The organism is Kineococcus sp. NPDC059986 (assembly GCF_040702905.1).
Classification (GTDB): domain Bacteria; phylum Actinomycetota; class Actinomycetes; order Actinomycetales; family Kineococcaceae; genus Kineococcus.
Window position 1 is genome coordinate 157196 of the sequence record NZ_JBFBND010000004.1, and the last position, 16888, is coordinate 174083.

General features: G+C 73.9%; 13 protein-coding genes. 5 read left to right on the forward strand and 8 right to left on the reverse strand.

All coding sequences use genetic code 11. The features are described 5' to 3' along the window. Positions 1-429 precede the first annotated feature (429 nt). Both AB0637_RS05570 and rlmC read left to right on the forward strand, forming a co-directional pair. Positions 430-1887 carry a DUF222 domain-containing protein gene (locus AB0637_RS05570; RefSeq protein WP_366170179.1) on the forward strand — a complete coding sequence of 486 codons (1458 nt, stop codon included), beginning with the start codon at positions 430-432 and terminating at the stop codon, positions 1885-1887. Positions 1888-1912: 25 nt separating this feature from the next. Next, entirely contained in the window at positions 1913-3028 is a 1116-nt protein-coding gene (rlmC, locus tag AB0637_RS05575; protein WP_366170180.1) for a 23S rRNA (uracil(747)-C(5))-methyltransferase RlmC, read from the forward strand. A 123-nt stretch (positions 3029-3151) separates the two neighbouring features. Here the strand turns inward: rlmC and AB0637_RS05580 are convergent, their stop codons facing one another. The 3 genes from AB0637_RS05580 to AB0637_RS05590 all read right to left on the reverse strand — a co-directional run bounded on the left by AB0637_RS05580 (position 3152) and on the right by AB0637_RS05590 (position 7455). Then, the gene (locus AB0637_RS05580) at positions 3152-3709 is read right to left on the reverse strand and encodes a TetR family transcriptional regulator (RefSeq protein WP_366170181.1); all 558 of its coding nucleotides are present in this window, start codon (positions 3707-3709) and stop codon (positions 3152-3154) included. 70 nt (positions 3710-3779) lie between these two features. Continuing rightward, positions 3780-5336, reverse strand: coding sequence for a chemotaxis protein CheW (locus tag AB0637_RS05585; RefSeq protein WP_366170182.1), 1557 nt, complete (start codon positions 5334-5336; stop codon positions 3780-3782). Between the two features lie 55 nt (positions 5337-5391). Beyond that, positions 5392-7455: a PAS domain-containing protein gene (locus AB0637_RS05590; protein WP_366170183.1), complete on the reverse strand. Its 2064-nt coding sequence runs from the start codon at positions 7453-7455 to the stop codon at positions 5392-5394. A gap of 63 nt (positions 7456-7518) precedes the next feature. On the opposite strand from AB0637_RS05590, the gene AB0637_RS05595 reads away from it, so the two are divergent. After that, the gene (locus AB0637_RS05595) at positions 7519-8088 is read left to right on the forward strand and encodes a nuclease (RefSeq protein WP_366170184.1); all 570 of its coding nucleotides are present in this window, start codon (positions 7519-7521) and stop codon (positions 8086-8088) included. Here the strand turns inward: AB0637_RS05595 and AB0637_RS05600 are convergent. Continuing rightward, positions 8048-9613 (reverse strand): ATP-dependent DNA ligase, encoded by a 1566-nt coding sequence (locus AB0637_RS05600; protein ID WP_366170185.1) that lies wholly within the window; start codon positions 9611-9613, stop codon positions 8048-8050. The genes AB0637_RS05595 and AB0637_RS05600 overlap by 41 nt on opposite strands. Before the next feature lie 213 nt (positions 9614-9826). On the opposite strand from AB0637_RS05600, the gene AB0637_RS05605 reads away from it, so the two are divergent. Further along, positions 9827-11161, forward strand: coding sequence for a reverse transcriptase family protein (locus AB0637_RS05605; RefSeq protein WP_366170186.1), 1335 nt, complete (start codon positions 9827-9829; stop codon positions 11159-11161). On the opposite strand, the gene AB0637_RS05610 is transcribed toward AB0637_RS05605, so the two are convergent. From AB0637_RS05610 to AB0637_RS05620, 3 genes are all read right to left on the reverse strand, one after another. Beyond that, positions 11106-11462 (reverse strand): DUF3817 domain-containing protein, encoded by a 357-nt coding sequence (locus AB0637_RS05610; RefSeq protein WP_366170187.1) that lies wholly within the window; start codon positions 11460-11462, stop codon positions 11106-11108. The genes AB0637_RS05605 and AB0637_RS05610 overlap by 56 nt on opposite strands. Positions 11463-11545: 83 nt before the next feature. Then, the gene (locus AB0637_RS05615; RefSeq protein ID WP_366170188.1) at positions 11546-12547 is read right to left on the reverse strand and encodes a GGDEF domain-containing protein; all 1002 of its coding nucleotides are present in this window, start codon (positions 12545-12547) and stop codon (positions 11546-11548) included. Between the two features lie 93 nt (positions 12548-12640). Further along, positions 12641-14932 carry a bifunctional diguanylate cyclase/phosphodiesterase gene (locus tag AB0637_RS05620; protein ID WP_366170189.1) on the reverse strand — a complete coding sequence of 764 codons (2292 nt, stop codon included), beginning with the start codon at positions 14930-14932 and terminating at the stop codon, positions 12641-12643. A gap of 119 nt (positions 14933-15051) precedes the next feature. Here AB0637_RS05620 and AB0637_RS05625 point away from each other — a divergent pair, with 119 nt between their 5' ends. Continuing rightward, positions 15052-15906 carry an LLM class F420-dependent oxidoreductase gene (locus tag AB0637_RS05625; protein WP_366170190.1) on the forward strand — a complete coding sequence of 285 codons (855 nt, stop codon included), beginning with the start codon at positions 15052-15054 and terminating at the stop codon, positions 15904-15906. Between the two features lie 8 nt (positions 15907-15914). On the opposite strand, the gene AB0637_RS05630 is transcribed toward AB0637_RS05625, so the two are convergent. After that, positions 15915-16784 carry a biopolymer transporter Tol gene (locus AB0637_RS05630; protein WP_366170191.1) on the reverse strand — a complete coding sequence of 290 codons (870 nt, stop codon included), beginning with the start codon at positions 16782-16784 and terminating at the stop codon, positions 15915-15917. Positions 16785-16888 lie beyond the last annotated feature (104 nt).

Sequence of the window (16888 nt, forward strand, 5' to 3'; positions counted from 1 at the left end):
GTCCGCGGCGCTAGGCCGCCCCCTCGCCACGGCTGAGGCTCGGATGGGATTCCGATTGACCGCGACCGGCACCAGTCGAGTGTGATGGTCCGGAACTTCCTGGACGGCAGGTGCGCCGAGCACCGACTTCGGCCTCGGCGGAGACGGACTCGACCGCGAGCGCGGCTGCGGCGAGCGTAGATCGGGTGTCTCTCGCGGTGCTGCGCTGGATCCCTGGGAACTCCCTCCGTCGCAGGTCGAAGACTGCCGCCTCGCGCGCTGGGCTGTGCACGATGGGTCCAGACCGCCGGGAGCCAGTCCGTCAAGGACGCTGGGCGCCAATTGTGGACAACTCCGTCCACAACCGACAACGCGTAAACCGTTCTGCTGCACAAAGTTACGGGGAAATGGATCTAGCGCCACAGAGTTTGTTCGACTAACCTTGAACACATGACCCCCACCGTCCAGGACCACGCCGCCGACGCCCTCACGCGTCTCACGGCCGCCCTGGACGACCTCCTCACCCTGCCCACCGGAACCCTCGACCGCGACGACGTCGAGCACCTCACCCGGTCGCTCTACGCCCTCGGCAACCGCCTCGACGCCGCGAAACTCCACGTCCTGCGACGCGCACTCGAGCACGCCCCCGAGAGTTCCGTCGTCGACCTGCTCGCCACGTCCCCGGTGAACCTGTCCCGCACCCTGGCCCGCAAGGACGTCACCGCCGCCCGCCACACCGACCCTCACGTCCACTGGGACGGACGCATCGGCGGCCTCGACGGCGACCGCGGATCCCTCGCTCTGATGGGTGGGGAACTCGCGGCCGGGAACACCACCCTCGCGCACGTCCACGGCGCCGTCACCGCCCTGCAGTCCATCCCCACCCCACTGCGCCGCGGGACCATCGCAGTCAAGGCGCGCCAGGAAACCGGTGAGATCGTGTGGACCACCCACAACCGCAGTGACGTGCTCGACGGGTTCTTCACGACCTCCATCGCCCCACAACCCTTGGGCACCGCCGCCGCCCTCGTCGAGGACGTCCTCACCCTCGTCGACCCCGAACGCGTCGACCGGCACGTCCGCGACCTCGAACCGGACTCCGCCAGTCGCCGCGGGCTGACGTTCACCCGACGCCACGGGATGCTGCGGATGACCGTCGACCTCGACGAAGCCGCCGCCGTCGTCGTCCGGTCCGCCGTCGAAGCCGCCGCCAAACCCCTCCCGAGTGCTGCACCCGAGGGAACCGGGCTCGGCGGAGAAGACGACACCCGCTCCCTGGGTCAGCGCCGCCACGACGGGCTCGTCGCACTGGTCACCACCGGCGCCCACCACCCCGCCAGCGAGGTCGACCCGGTCGTCGTGCACAAGGCCACCGTCGTCCTCCGCGCCACCCTGAACGCCGACGGCTCCGTGGAGTCCGGGACCGCGACCGCCGACACCCACGGCCCCGTCACCGACGCGACGCTGCGCGCGGCCTCGTGCGACGGCGACGTGACGGTCGCCGTCATGGACCGCCTCGGCCGCCCCCGCTCGCTGCACACCCTGGACCGGCACGCCACCGACAACCAGCGGTTGATCGTGGCCGAACGGGACCGCGGGTGCATCGCCCCCGGCTGCGGGGCCCCGGCGTGGGCCTGCCACCTCCACCACGTGCTCCACTGGGCCGACGGCGGCCCGACGAGCGTGGACAACCTGGTGTTGTTGTGCGGGCGGGACCACCGAGCGCTGCACGCCGGACGTCTCGAAGCGAGGTTCGGCGAGGACGGGCTACCGGAGGCCCGGAGGATGCAGCGTGACCTCGGCAAGCTCATGACCCCCGGCCCGTGGACGCGCAACGACCACCCCGCCCTGATGGAGAGGACGCGGGAGCTCGTCCGCGCCCTCGAGCAGCCCGACCCGCCGGACTGACGCGCTCTGGGAGGATGGTGTCGCCATGCAGTGCTCGTACTTCGACGCCCACGCCTGCCGCTCCTGCACCCTCCTCGAGCTTCCCTACGCCGACCAGGTGCGCGGCAAGGAGGAGCGCTGCGCCGAGCTGCTCGGGGCTGCCCCGGACCTGCAGTGGCTGCCCACCGTCCGCAGTCGTGAGGACGGCTACCGCAACAAGGCCAAGATGGTCGTCGGTGGCACCGTCGACCGCCCCACCCTCGGCATCCTCGACGCCGGTGGTCGGGGCGTGGACCTGCGGGAGTGTCCCGTCGTCGCCGCGGGCATCCGCGCCGTGCTGCCGCAGCTCGCGCGCTTCGCGACGCGGGCCGGGCTCACGCCCTACGACGTCCCGCGCCGCCGCGGCGAGCTGAAGCACGTGCTCGTCACCGAGTCACCCACGGGGGAGCTCATGGTGCGCTTCGTGCTGCGGTCCGACCGTGCGCTGCCGCGGCTGCGCGAGCACCTCCCACGGCTGCTCCAGGAGGCCCCCCGGATCCGCGTGGTCACGGCCAACCTCCTCCCCGAGCACAAGGCCGTCCTGGAAGGCGAGGTGGAGGTCGCGCTCACCGAGCGGACGACGCTGCCCATGCCGCTGGGGCGGGTCGAGCTCGACCTGCGGCCCCGCAGCTTCTTCCAGACCAACACCGACGTCGCGACCGCCCTCTACGCCCAGGTCCGGGAGTGGGTCGAGGAGGTGGCGCCCTCGACGGTCTGGGACCTGTACTGCGGGGTGGGCGGTTTCGCCCTCCACGTCGCCGCCCCCGGCCGCCACGTCGTCGGGATCGAGGTGAGCGAGGAGGCCGTCGAGAGCGCACGGCTGGCCGCCCGCGGTGTCCCCGGGGTCGAGTTCGCGGCCGGCGACGCCACGGCCTTCGCCCTCGCGTCGGTGCAGGTGCCCGACCTCGTCGTCGTGAACCCACCCCGTCGCGGGATCGGCGAGGACCTCGCGGGATGGCTCGAGCGCTCCGGCGTGCAGCACGTCGTCTACTCCAGCTGCAACCCGGAGACCCTCGCGACGGACCTGCGGGCCATGCCGTCCCTGCGCCCCGTGCGGGCGCGGGTCCTCGACATGTTCCCCCACACCCCGCACGTCGAGGTCGCCGTCCTGCTCTCGCGGTGACCCCGCGGGAGTTCTAGCAGAGAACGCTGCGTGCTCTTCTGGTGACGTTCCCAGGAACTTCCATCGTTGCAGAACCCCGTTCGGTCTAGAAGTCGGGGATCTAGGAAACTGCTGTGGTTTTCCTCAGGCGCAGGAGCCGGCGAGCCAGCTCTGCAGCACCCGGGTCAGCGGGAGCAGTTCCTCGTCCAGCTGGCCCAGGACGCTGCGGTCGGGGTTCGGCACGTCCAGCCACCGGCGCAACATGGCCACGTACCCGCCGTGGACGGCCCCCGCGATGCTCTGCGGGGCCACGTCACCGGCCGCGAAACCGTGTCTCCGGGCCACGAACGTGGCGACCTGGTCGCGCCAGGTGGCCCACTGCTCGGACTCCCCGGAGCGCAGTTCGGTGGACTCGAAGAGGACGCGGACGCGCTGCATCCAGAGCCCTTCGTCGTCGATGACCCGTTCCAGCGCAGTGACAACGCCCGCGCGGACGAGGTCCATCGTGGCGCCCTCGGAGTCCACGGTGGAGCCGAGCGCTTCGGCGAAACCTGCCGTGAACTCGTCGAAGCGCCACCAGATGATCGACCCCTTGGAGGGGAAGTAGCGGAAGAAGCTCGTCTTGCTCACGCCGGCCGCAGCGGTGATCTCCGCCAGCGTCGTCTCCTCGAACCCCTTCCGCAGGAAGAGCTCGATGGCCACCGTCTCGATCTCCTCGCGGGAGGATGCGGGCGGACGTCCACGACGGGGGGCGGTTGCTTCCACCGACTGCTCAATCACGGGTTACAGCGTGCCACAACTCCGACCCCCGAGAGGGGGACGTGGCGAGAGCCGTCACCCGGACGAAGGGTTCGGCGAGCACGTGCAGGTCCACACACGCCAGCAACGGACCCGTGGCCGAACCCGTCCGCACGAGGGGGGCGCGCTCCTCGGCCGCCGCCTCGCCGAGGTCCTCCCGCCACACCGGTCGCTCGATGTCGGACAGTCCTTCGACGACCAGCCCGACGCGCCGGGGTGGCCCGTCCGGATCGCCACCCGGCGGTCGCACGAGCAGGACGACCCCCGCGGCGGGGTCGGCCAGGCGCCCGCGCCCGAGGAGCTCGGCGAGGTCGAGCAGCGGGACCACGTCCTGGTCGGTGACGAGCGCCCCGAGGCCGGACCGGCCCCCGATCCACGGCACGGGGGCGGCGGGGAACGGCACGACACCGTCGACCTGGGCCAGGGGTGCCGTCACCGTCCCGCGCGCTCGGAAGAGCACGACGGGGTCCAGCCGGGGGAGCGCGGTCGGCTCCGTCCCGCGGGTGGTCCCCGCCGCGGCGGTGCCGGGTCCGGTGTTGAGCGACGTCAGCGCGCTGACCTCGGGGTCGGCGAGCAGCGCGGGGACGTCGAGGACGAACGCCGGCCCCTGCGGCAACCGGGCCACGCCCCGCACGACGGCGGCCGCCAACCCGCGCGAGGGTGGCGCCGCCGACCGGGCCGACGCGGGCACCCGGACGATGTCCAGGGCCTCGGTGAACACCAGCGCCAGCAGCCCGCGCTCGGAGCGCACCAGGAGCGCCTGCCAGGACGAGGCGGGGTCCGCCGCGGGCAACCCCAGCAGCGCCAACGGGTCGACGACGGGCAACCGCACGTCGCCGTGGTCGGTGACGCCGAGGCAGGCGCCCGAGGCGAGCTGTGAGGGCTGCGGGGTCAGGGACGGCAACGTGGTCTGCACGTCGGCGACGTCGACCGCCAGCAGGACGTCGCCGGCCCCGCCGGCCGAGGTGCAGCGCACGACGAGGTGCGCGGGGTCGAGCCCAGTGCCGCTCCCGCCCCCGGCACCGCCCCCGCCGTCCGGTACGCCCTCCGTCGCGGCGACCGTCATCGCGAGCACCCCGGGGACCCCGAGGACGGCCGCAGGGTCCAGCAGGCTGCCGATCTCCCCGGTGCCCGGGCGCACGAACGTGGCCGTGAACAGCCGCGGCCCGTCGTCCGCGACCGGTTGCAGGGAACCGGTGGGGAGGGCGACGACGTCGTGGACGCTGTCGACCAGCAGGCCGAGAGCCCGACCGTCGTGCACGAGCACGACGACACCCGTGGCGGTGGGCAGGGAGGAACCGCAGGTCCCCGTCCCGCTCAGGGCGGCCAGGTCCAGGACCGGCAGCACCGTTTCGCGCAGCAGCAGCGCGCCCACGAGGCCCGGGGCCGCGGTGGGCAGCGCGTCGAAGCGGTCGGGGACCGGCACCACCTCGCGCAGCACGTCCACCGGCAATGCCACGAGCGCCTTCTGCACGCGCAGCAACCCGACGGGCAGCGCGCGCTCCGCCGAGGCGTTCACGGCAGAGTGCACGGCAGGGTCCACGGCAGGGTCCACGGCAGGGTCCACCGCAGGGTCCACCGACACGTCACGACTCCGCGTTGGTCCGGGCCGCCAGGTCGGCGATGAGCGCGCGGACGACGGCGGAGGTGTCCTGCTGGAGCTGGGTCGCCCCGGCGATGGTCGAGATCGACTCCGACGTCTGCGCCACGCTCGCGACGATGTTCTCGAACGCCTCCTGCGCGGCGCGGGAGACCTCGGCGCCCTCGGTGACCCGCGTCTCGGACTCGGCGATGAGTTCGGCGATCTGCCCGGCCGCGGTGGACGAGCGCTCCGCGAGCTTGCGCACCTCACCGGCCACGACGGAGAACCCGACGCCGTGCTCGCCGGCCCGTGCGGCCTCGATGGAGGCGTTGAAGGCGAGCAGGTTCGTCTGCGCGGCGATCTCGGTGATGACGCGGACGATCTCCGCGATCGACCCCGACGACCGGCGGATGAGCTCGATCGCGGCCATCGAGCTCTTCAACGCCTCGAAACCGGTCTGGGCGTCGCCGTGCGTCCGGGCCGCGAGGTCCCGGGCCTGCACGGCGTTCGTGGCGATGGAGTCGATGGAGTGCGACAGTTCGGCCACGGTCTCGGACATCTCCCCGCTCTTGGCGGTGATGAGCTGCTCGAGCTGGGCCTGCGCGGTGACGTCGTAGGCGTACTTGATGACCTTGAACGGGCGGCCGCGCAGGTCGAAGACGGGGTTGTAGGTGGCCTGGATCCACACGTCGCGGTCGAACTTCCCGACGCGGTGGAACCGTCCGGCGATGAAGTCGCCCTTGCGCAGCCGCAACCAGAAGTCCCGGTACTCGGCCGACACGCGGTACTCCGCGGAGCAGAAGAGGCTGTGGTGCTGGCCCTGCAGCTCCTTCAGCGAGTACCCCATGGTCCGCAGGAAGTTCTCGTTCGCGGTGAGGACGTTGCCCTCGAGGTCGAACTCGATGACGGCCTGGGCGCGGTCGACGGCCTGAACGCGGGAGGCGTACTCGGCGTTCTCGACGGTGTTCCGGGTGACGTCGACGGCGTACTTGACGACCTTCAACGGCCGACCCTCGGGGTCGAGGATGGGGTTGTAGGTCGCCTGGATGAAGACGTCCGAACCCGACTTGGTGATGCGCCGGTAGGTGCCCTCGTCGAAGTTCCCGCGCCCCAGCTTCTCCCAGAAGCGCTGGTACTCCGGGGACGCCGCGTCGGTCGGGTCGACGAACAACCGGTGGTGCTGACCCACGACCTCGGCCTCGGTGTAGCCGAGCAGGGCCAGGAAGTTCTGGTTCGCCGCGGTCACGGTGCCGTCGAGGGCGAACTCGATGACGGCCTGGGAGCGGTCCATGGCCGCGACGCGACCCTCGAGTTCGACCGCGCGCCGGGCGCTCCCGGTCACGTCGTAGGCGTACTTGATGACCTTGACGACCTTGCCGTCCGCGCCGAAGACGGGGTTGTAGGTCGCGCGGATCCGGACCTCCTGGCCGCGGGCGCCGTACCGGGTGAACTCGCCGGCCTCGGTGCTGCCCGCGCGCAGCCGCCGCCAGAAGGCGACGTACTCCGGGCTCGCCGCGTAGGCGGGGTCGCAGAACAGGCGGTGGTGCTGGCCCACGACGTCGTCGGCCTCGTAGCCCAGCAGGTCGAGGGCGGTGTCGTTGGCCCGCAGCACGACCCCCTCGGGGGACAGCTCCACCACGACCTGGGAACGCTCCACGGCCCGCGACTTGCTGCGCAGGTCCCACAGCTCCGCCCGCGCGCTGGTGACGTCCGCGAGCAGCACCAGGGTCGCGGTCGTCCCGTCGATGCGGCGGGACGTGCAGCGCACCCAGCGCTCGCCCTCGACCCCCGTGACGAGAGCCTCCAGGCCCTGGCTGCGGTCGCCCAGCAGTTCGGCGACGTCCCCGCCGTGGGGGACGGTGAACAGCTCGGCCAGCGAGCGGCCCGTGAGGGCCTCCAGGCTCGAGCCGACGAGCTCGACGGCGCGGGGGCAGGCGTGCAGGACGACCCCGCTCGCACCGTCGACGACGAGCACCGCTTCGCGCTCGGCGAGCAGCGCCGTGAGCGTCTGCTGCAGGGGGACCGCCGAGAGGTCGACGGCGCGGACGGCGGGAGGACGTGCGGTCACCCGGGGAGGATCGACCTCTCGGGGGGTCGGCTTGAGGCGGCCCCGATGGAATAGCCTCGCGCTGTGGTGACTGACGGGCAGCGGACGACCTACGTCGTCGTCGACGGCGAGAACATCGACGCGACACTGGGGGCCTCGATCCTCGACGGCCGCCCCGGGCCCGAGCAGCGGCCGCGCTGGGAGCGGCTGCTCAACTTCGCGCGCACCACGTTCCAGCAGCCCGCCAAGGGGCTGTTCTTCCTCAACGCCTCCAGCGGCCACCTGCCGATGTCCTTCGTCCAGGCGTTGCTGGCCCTGGGCTACCAGCCGATCCCGCTCGCGGGCGCGCCGGGGGAGAAGGTCGTCGACATCGGCATCCAGCGCACGCTGGACGCGCTCGTCGACCGCGACGGTGACGTCCTGCTCGGCTCGCACGACGTCGACTTCCTGCCGCAGGTCGACCGGCTGCTGACGGGCGACCGGCTCGTCGGCATGGTCGGGTTCAAGGAGTTCATGAACTCCCAGTACGCCGGGCTCGCCGAACGCGGCCTCAAGGTGTTCGACCTCGAGGAGGACGTCCGCGCCTTCAACGTCGTGCTGCCCCGCGTCCGGATCATCCCGCTGGCCGACTTCGACCCGACGCGATACCTCTGACGGTCTCGATCGTGTCGGCCTCCGCGGCGGTCTTGTCGTCGCGGTAGCGCACGACGCGCGCGAACCGGAGGGCGAGCCCCCCGGGGTAGCGGGTGGACCGTTGCAGGCCGTCGAACGCGATCTCCACGACCTGTTCGGGGCGGACGCGCACGACGTACGCGTCCTCGTCCGCGGGGCCCGTCGCCAGCTCCCGGAACCGTTGTGTCTGCCAGGCCAGCACCTCGTCCGTCATGCCCTTGAACGTCTTGCCGAGCATGACGAACCCGCCCGTCTCCTCGTCGCGCGCCCCGAGGTGGATGTTCGACAGCCACCCCGAGCGACGGCCGGAACCGCGTTCGACGGCGAGCACGACGAGGTCGAGCGTGTGGACTGGTTTGACCTTGACCCACGCCCCGCCGCGCCGGCCGGCGGCGTAGGGGGAGCTCAGGTCCTTGACGACGACGCCCTCGTGGCCGGCCGCGACGGCCTGCTCGGCGAACTCCGTCGCGGCCCGCGGATCGGCGGTCACGAGGCGCGGCACCCGGTGCCGTGCGGGGACGAGCGCGTCGAGGACGTCGAGCCGCTCCCGCAGCGGCACGTCGAGCAGGTCCCGGCCGCCGGCGTGCAGGACGTCGAAGAAGAACGGGGTGACGACCGTCCCGCTCGACTGCGCCGTGCGGGACGCCGTCTCCTGGAAGGCCTTCGGTCGGCCGTCCTCGTCGAGGGCGAGCGCCTCGCCGTCGAGGACGACGTCACCCCCGGGCAGGGCCGCGACGACCTCGACCACCTCGGGCAGCCGGGCGGTGATGTCCTCCAGCGTGCGCGTGGCGATCCGCACCCGCCCCTCGCGGCGGTGCACCTGGACGCGGATCCCGTCGAGCTTGGTGTCGACGGCCACGAGCCCCTCGCCGGGCCCCTCGCCGAGCCCCGCCAGGGCGTCGGCGACCGTCGTCGCACTGGAGGCGAGCATGGGCAGCAACGGCCGGCCGACCTCGAGGCCGAACCCCGCGAGCTCCTGCGCACCGCCGCGCAGCGCGGCCACGACCGCGGCCGTGGTGGAGCCGGCGAGCATCGCGGCGCGCCGCACGTCCGCGGCCGGGACCTCGGCGACGGCCGCGGCGGCGTCCTGCACGAGCGCGTCGAGGGCGCCCTGCCGCAGTTCCCCGGTGACCACTCCCCGCAGCCAGCGCTGCTCCTCCTCGGTGGCCCGGCCGAGCAGGTCGGCGAGGGCGGCCTCCCGTCGTCCCTTGGACCCGGCCCCGGCCAGCGCCGCGATGGCGTCGAACCGTGCGTGGACGTCGTGCACCTCGAGCGTGGGCGCGGCGGCCGGCGCCGGGGCGGTCGCCATCGACCGCCAGCCCAGGCCCGTCCGGCGCTGCGGCAGGCTGCCGGCCAGGTAGCTGGCCACGACCCCCGCCAGGTCCAGCCCGGCGGGGTCGGTCGGGTCGAGCCGCCGCAGCAGGTCGGCGATCTCGGCGACCTTGCGCGTGCGCGCCCGGGTGGCGGCCACGGCGCGGGAGGTGGCGACGACGTCGGCGAGGAGCACCCCGTCATCCTGCCCATCCCCTCCCGTCGCCGCCGCTCGTGTGCCAGGGTGATCACGTGCGGTGGCGCCGGGACGAGAGGGCTCACCCGAGCAGCTCCGGGGTCACCCCGGGGACAGCACGTCACGTCCGGCACCACGCCGCAGGATCCTCCGTGCGCTGCGCGCACCCTAGATCCCGCACAGCAGGACAGGTCGTCCGGCGTCACCGCGCGCATGCCTGACCGCTGGGTCGAGCCGGCCGACCCCGTCGCCGCCGCGCTGGTGGCGGCCTTCCTCGACGGCCCGTGGACCGCGAAGGACCTGGCCTTGCGCGGCCGGCGCGCGGTGGGACGGCCGCGCGCCGGCTGGCTCCGCCCGCTCGCCGAGCGCGTCGTCGAGCGCTTCCCCAGGCCCCCCGTCGACGAACCCCGCGCCCTGCAGGCGTGCGTCGTGGGGTCCGAGGCCTACGGCAAGGCACGGAGCGCCGCCGCGCGGGCGGGGGAGCCGTTGCGGGTCGCGCACCTGGCCACCGCGACGACGGGGATGGGACGCAACCGGTGGGGCGTGCCGCCCCTCGACACCGTCGGCGACCTCGCCACGTTCCTCGAGCTCGAGGACGGCGAGCTGGACTGGTTCGCCGACGTCCGTCGCCGCCAGGTGCGGGCCCCCGCCGGACCGCTGCACCACTACCGGTCGTCGTGGCGGGTGAAACGGGGTGCCCCGCGGTTGCTCGAAGCGCCGCAGCCGCGGTTGAAGGCGCTGCAGCGCCGGGTGCTGCACGAGGTCCTCGCGCGGTTCCCGGTGCACGACGCGGCGCACGGGTTCGTCCCCGGTCGCTCCCCGCTGACGGGCGCGTGGGACCACGTGCTGGCGCGGACCGTCGTGCGCTTCGACCTCGAGGGGTTCTTCGCCTCCGTCGCCGCCGGGCGCGTGTTCGGCGTGTTCCGGCAGACGGGGTACCCCGAACCGGTCGCGCACCTGCTGACGGGTCTGACGACGCACGTGACGCCGCTGGCCGTCCTGCGCGAGATGCCCGAGGGCGGCGCGGGCGACGAGCGGCACCGGCTGCGGCGCCACCTGTCCCGGGCCCACCTGCCGCAGGGCGCCCCGACGTCACCGGCGCTGGCGAACCTCGTCGCCCTGGGTCTGGACCGCCGGCTGGCGGGTCTGGCCCGCAGCCTCGGCGCGACGTGCACGCGCTACGCCGACGACCTGACGTTCTCCAGCGTCGACGGGCTCGACCCGGACCGGCTGCACCGCGCGGTCGCCCGGATCGCCGCCGACGAGGGGTTCCGGCTCAACGAGGCCAAGACCCGGGTCCGCGGGTCCGGTGCCCGGCAGGTCGTCACGGGGCTGGTCGTCAACGAGCGGCCCAACGTCCCGCGGGAGGAGTTCGACCGGCTCAAGGCCACGCTGCACAACTGCGTGCGGCACGGACCGGACGGTCAGAACCGCGACGGCCACCCGGACTTCCGCGCCCACCTGCTGGGCCGGGTCGCCCGGGTGGAGTCCGTCAACCCCGCGAAGGGGCGGCGGCTGCGGTCGAGCTTCGACGCGATCGCGTGGTGAGCAGGCCGTGGCGGACCAGCCAGCGCTCGAAGACGAGGGTGCCGAAGGGCGGGAAGCCCGCGACCACGCCGACGACGAGGGTCTTGAACGTCCAGTGCAGGGTGCGGTACGCCCACAGCGTCGACAGCACGTAGACGACGAACCCGATGCCGTGGACCATCCCGACGACGGGGACCCCACCCTCGTGGGGGGCCTTGACGATCCACTTCAGGAACATCGCGATGAGCAGCGCGGTCCACGAGATCGCCTCGAACGTGGCGATGACGCGGAACCAGCGGGCGGCGAGCGGCCCGGACGCCATGGGGGTCCTCCTCGAGACGGGGGTGTCCCCCCAAGTCTGACGGGCTGTCGTAGGACCGGGCGCCCGGGTGCGTGTGGGATCGCTCACCCGACGACGACGCGGTCGCGGCCGGCCGCCTTCGCGGCGTAGAGGGCCGCGTCGGCGCGCGTGAGGAGAGCCGGGACGTCGAGCGGGCCGGGAGCCGCGGCGGCCACGCCGGCGCTGACGGTCACGGGTTCACCGGCCTCCGCGGACGCCTTCGCCACGCGGCCGCGGAACAGGTCGGCGTCCCGGGCCGCTGTCCGCGCGTCGCTCCACCGGCCGATCCACGCCAGTTCCTCGCCCCCCAGGCGCACGAGCACGTCACCGGGGCGGGCGCCGTCGCGCAGGGCGTCGGCGACGACGACGAGGACCGCGTCCCCGACGTCGTGCCCGCGGCGGTCGTTGACGCCCTTGAAGTGGTCGACGTCGACGATCACCGCGCACAGTCCCCGACCGTCCAGGACCGCGCACGCGTCCTGCATGCCGCGCCGGTTGAGCAGTCCTGTGAGCGCGTCCGTGCGGGCCGCCTGCGCCACCTCGCGCAGCGCCCGGCGCCGACCGTGCTCGAGCCAGGCGATGACGCCCGTCGTGGCGACCCCGGCGGCGACGACGGTGCCCACGTCGGCCACCAGACGCGGGGTGGAGGCGTCACCGTCGACCGCGTGCAGGAGGACGGCCTGCCCCACGGCGGCCGGGAGCACGACGAACGGCACGTGCCGCACGCGGGTCAAGAGGGCGGCCGCGGCGCACAGCGCGAGCAGCCCGACCGACGCCGTCGTCACGTTCCCCGGTCGCGGCGGGGTCAGACCGCTGAGGGTGAGGACCCCGGCGTCGAGGGTGAGGGCGGCGGTGACGAGGAGCCGCGGGGCGCGGCGGCCCCGGCGGGCGGCCCGCAGGGCCGAGACCGCGAGGGTGGACCACAGCAGGATGCTCACGGCGACCGGCAGGAAGGCCGCGACGCTGTGCGTGAGCGCCGCGACGGTGAGACCGGGCAGGTGCAGCGCCGCGAAGACGCCGAACCCGACGGCCTCGACACGGCCGTCGCGCAGGTCGAGGTCGGGCACACGGGAAGCATCGGCCGGCACCGCCCGAACCTTGATCGTCGTGACCTCGACCGTCGTGACCCGGGTCGGTGTCGAGCTCGACCTGCGGGGTCCTCAGCTCGCGAGCGCCGAGTCCCCAGCCGAGTCACCAGCCGGGTCACCGGCCGCGAGACCGGTCCGGCGCACGAACCCGGGGACGTCGGCGGCGGCCATCGCGGTGCCGAAGAGGTGCCCCTGGGCCCGCCGCACCCCCAGGGCCCGCAGGGGGGCCACCTGCTCCGCACGTTCGACCCCCTCGGCGAGGATGTCCATGTCCAGCGCGCGGCACAGCGCGGCGATGCCCTCCAGCAGCGACGTGTCGCCGCCGGTCGCCAGGGTCGTCAGCGAGCGGTCCAGCTTGACCGTCGAGACCGGGAACCGGCGCATGTAGGACAACGAGGTGTAGCCGATCCCGAAGTCGTCGAGGTCGAGGTGGAACCCCGCCGCGACGACCTCGCGCAGGGACGCCGCGATGCGCGGGTCGTCGGGGAGCTCCTCGTGCTCGGTGATCTCCAGGTGCACCCGGCCGGGTTCGATGCCCTGGCGGGCGGCGAGGTCGGAGATCCAGCGGCCCATGCCCTGCCGGTGCAGGCTGCCGATGCCGAGGTTCACGGCGAGGTGCAGACCACCGACGCCGGCCGCGTCCCAGTGCGCGAGGTCGCGCAGCGCGCGGGTGGTGACGTGCTCGTCGAGCCGGGCGCCCAGGCCGGCGTCCTCGGCGTGCTGGAGGAACTGGTCCGGGGTGAGGAGGCCGGCCCGCGGGTGCTCCCAGCGCACGAGGGCCTCGACGCCCACGATGCGCGGAGTCACCCCGTCGACGAGGTCCACGACGGGCTGGTGGACGACGACGAGTTCCCCGACGTCCTCGCGGTGACCGCCCTGCAGCAGCAGCGACCGCAGTTCCTGCTGCATGACCAGTCCACCGAGGACCTTCTCCCGCAGCTGTGGCCGGTACACGAGCGCGCGTCCCTTGCCGGCCTGCTTCGCCGCGTACATCGCGATGTCGGCGTCGACGAGGGCCTCCTCGAACGCGACGCCCGCGCGCAGCGGTGCGATCCCGATGCTGGCGCTGACGCGGTAGGGGAGCCGGTGGAACTCGAACGGTGCGTCGAGGGCCTCCAGCAGCAGGTCGGCCGGGCCCTCGTCGTGGTCCTCCGGGGTCCACACGACGACGATGAACTCGTCGCCCCCGGTGCGCGAGACGACCCCGTGCTGGCCGACGGCCTGGCGCAGCCGGCCCGCGACCTCGACGAGCAGCGCGTCGCCGACGGCGTGCCCGCGGGTGTCGTTGATCTGCTTGAAGTCGTCGAGGTCGACGAGGCACAGGTGCAGGTCGCGGCCGTGGAGGCGGCGGCGCAGTTCCTCGGCGGCCAGGGGCAGTCCCCGGCGGTTGACGAGGTCGGTCAGCGGGTCGCGCTCGGCGCTGCGTTCGGCCCGCCGCACCGAGAGCGCGGCCCAGCCGACGCCCGCGCACGCCAGGACGTACCCGCTGGGGGCGACGACCTCGACGGCCACGTCGGGCAGGACGTGGACGCTGCCCAGCAGCCACAGGAGCGGCACGGTGCAGAACACGGGCAGCACGCTGAGCAGGCGCTGGCCGTCCCCGCGCAGGACGCCGCCGGCGCAGGGGGTGCCGAAGAGCCGCATGCTCGGGTGCAGGGCGGCCGCGGCCAGCAGGACCATGGCCAGCCCCTGGACGCCGTGCACCAGGTGCCGGCTGCCGTCCAGCAGGTCCGCGCGCGCGGTCCCGAGCGCCGCGATCGCCAGCAGCACCCCCGCGGCGAGCAGGACGAGGGTCGTGACGGGGGCCACCCCGGTGCGGGTGGTGAGGATCCGCAGCAGCACGATGGCCAGGACGATGTCGGCGGCGGTCCCGATGAGCACGGCGGGGTCGTCGGCGAGCCCGGTCGCCCGCAGCATCCCCAGCACCTGCGCCACCACGAGGGCGCCGGCGGTGGCGGTCAGCACGACGTCGGGCCACGTCCGCCGGTCCGACCCGGCGCCGCGGCGCAGCGTGCGCACGACGAAGGGGACGAGGACCAGCGCGACGACCTGCACGGCGACGACGCTCCACCGGGTGGAGCCGTCGCCCGTCCGCGACAGCAGCGAGGCCGCGGCCGTGGCCACCCCGGTGGCCAGGAGGGCCAGGACGGCCACCCACGCCTGCGGCAGCACGGGCCGGTGCCGGCGGACCCCGACGACGGCCAGCGCGAAGGCGCCGGCGTTCACGACGAGGGAGAGCGCGGTGCCCGTCCCCGGCGCCACACCGGGCAACGCGACGACCACGCTCAGGGCGGCCAGGACGCCGAGGGCTGCCACCGCGCGCCTGCCCATGGTCCCCCGTCCCTCGTCGGTGGTGCCGTCCACCGGTTCGTCCCACCTGTGCTTGCCCCCTGTGCTTCGACGCGACCGGGCGTGAACTCATTCGCCCGATCAGGGGTGCGCGGGGGCGGAACAGGAGTGGCGGGACCACGGTTGGCGACGGCATGAGCGTCATCAGCCTGTGGGGCGGCGGACCGTGGCAGGACCCGTCGAGGGTCGCCGAGGCCGGGGAGGTGGCGGCCGAGGTCGAGGAGCTCGGGTACCACCGGCTCTGGTTCTCCGGCGGGTTCGGCGACGGGATCCTGCCGGCGTTCGGGCAGCTCCTGGACGCCACCCGGACCCTGGGGGTCGCCAGCGGCATCGCCAGCATCTGGACGGTGAGCCCCGACCAGTCCGCGGAGGCGTTCGCGCGCTTCGAGGCCGAGCACCCCGGCCGGTTCCTGCTGGGCCTGGGCAACTCGCACGCCCCCGCCGTCGAGGGGAAGGGGCAGCGCTACGAGAAGCCGTACACGCGCACGGTCGAGTACCTCGACGCGCTCGGCGACCGGGTTCCGGCCGACCGCCTCGTGCTGGCCGCGCTGGGGCCGCGGATGCTCGAGCTGGCCCGCGACCGCACGGCCGGTGCGCACCCGTACTTCGTGACCGTCGAGCACACCGTCGCCGCCCGCGCGGCGCTGGGCGCCGGCTCGTGGCTCGCGCCCGAGGCCGCCGTCGTGCTGGACGAGGACCCCGCCAGCGCCCGGGCGACCGCGCGCGAGCACCTGGCGGTCTACCTCGCGCTGCCGAACTACACGAACAACCTGCGCCGCTTCGGCTGGGGCGACGACGACCTCCTGCACGGCGGCAGCGACCGCCTCGTGGACGCGCTCGTGGCGTGGGGGTCCCTCGACGACGTCGTCGCCGGGGTGCGCCGCCACGTCGAGGCGGGCGCCGACGAGGTCGCGCTGCAGGTGCTCGGCGGGGGCGGGGAGTTCCCGCGGCGGCAGTTCCGCGAGCTCGCGGGGGCGCTCATCGCCTAGGGCGCGCGTCAGCCGGTGGGGTAGTCGACGAAGGCGAACCGCGCCGAGTCCGGCGCCCACCCGTTGACGTTCGTGGTGCCCTGCCCGCCCTGGACCGGGTACCGCTGGACGGACGTGGTCCAGTCGTCGGCCGCCACGACGTGCACGACGACGTCGAGGTCGGCCGGGTGGCCCACCGTCCCCGCGGGGAACGACAGGTAGGTGCCGCAGCGCCCGTCGGGGGAGACGTGCGGGAACCAGTCGACGGTGTCGCTGACGACGAGCCGTTCCAGCGGACCTCCGCCGTCGGGGACGCGCGCCAGTTGCGCGTGCCCGGCGGTGGCGCCGAAGGCCTCGGTGTTGAGCAGGATCCAGCGCCCGTCGGGGGTCCACTCCGGCCCGTCGAGGTGGCCGTCCCCCGTGTCGAGGACCTGCGGTGCACCCCCGACGGGTTGCACGACGAGCCGGCCCGGTTCCTCGAACGAGCCGATCTCGACGTAGGCGATGCGCAGGCCGTCGGGGGAGACGCCGTGCAGGAAGTGCCAGAACCCGTCGTCGCGGGTGATCCGCTCGACCGGTCCGCCGGTGAGCTCCCCGCGGTAGACGTGACCGTCGTCCGCCGACATCAGGACGTGCCGGCCGTCGGGGTGCAGGACGTGGTCGTTGTTGACCGGCGGCAGCCCCTCGAACCGGACCGGGTGGACACCGGCCCCGGTGTCGTCGACGTCGAGGCGCCACAGCCGGCCGTCACCGTTGAGCAGCAGCGACGTGCCGTCGAGGGACCAGTTGGGCGCCTCGAGGAGGAGTTCCGCCGTCTCGAAGAGGACGACCGGCGTGGCCCGGTCCGGACCTCCGAGCAGGATCCGGCAGCGCTGCGACGGTGCGAGGTGGCGGGGCACGACGCGAACCTAGCCGCGCGCCGGGGCCCGTGCCGAGGTGGTCCTGGGAACCTGTTCGCGTGACCAGTGAACGGGTTCCACCGGCGGTGCGGCTGGCGTGGGGT

What these genes read in the sequence shown, in the direction of transcription:
- AB0637_RS05570 (WP_366170179.1), top strand. Translation starts at nt 430, where the DNA reads ATGACCCCCACCGTCCAGGACCACGCCGCCGACGCCCTCACGCGTCTC.
- rlmC (WP_366170180.1), top strand. Translation starts at nt 1,913, where the DNA reads ATGCAGTGCTCGTACTTCGACGCCCACGCCTGCCGCTCCTGCACCCTC.
- AB0637_RS05605 (WP_366170186.1), top strand. Translation starts at nt 9,827, where the DNA reads ATGCCTGACCGCTGGGTCGAGCCGGCCGACCCCGTCGCCGCCGCGCTG.
- AB0637_RS05610 (WP_366170187.1), bottom strand. Translation starts at nt 11,462, where the DNA reads ATGGCGTCCGGGCCGCTCGCCGCCCGCTGGTTCCGCGTCATCGCCACG.
- AB0637_RS05625 (WP_366170190.1), top strand. Translation starts at nt 15,052, where the DNA reads ATGAGCGTCATCAGCCTGTGGGGCGGCGGACCGTGGCAGGACCCGTCG.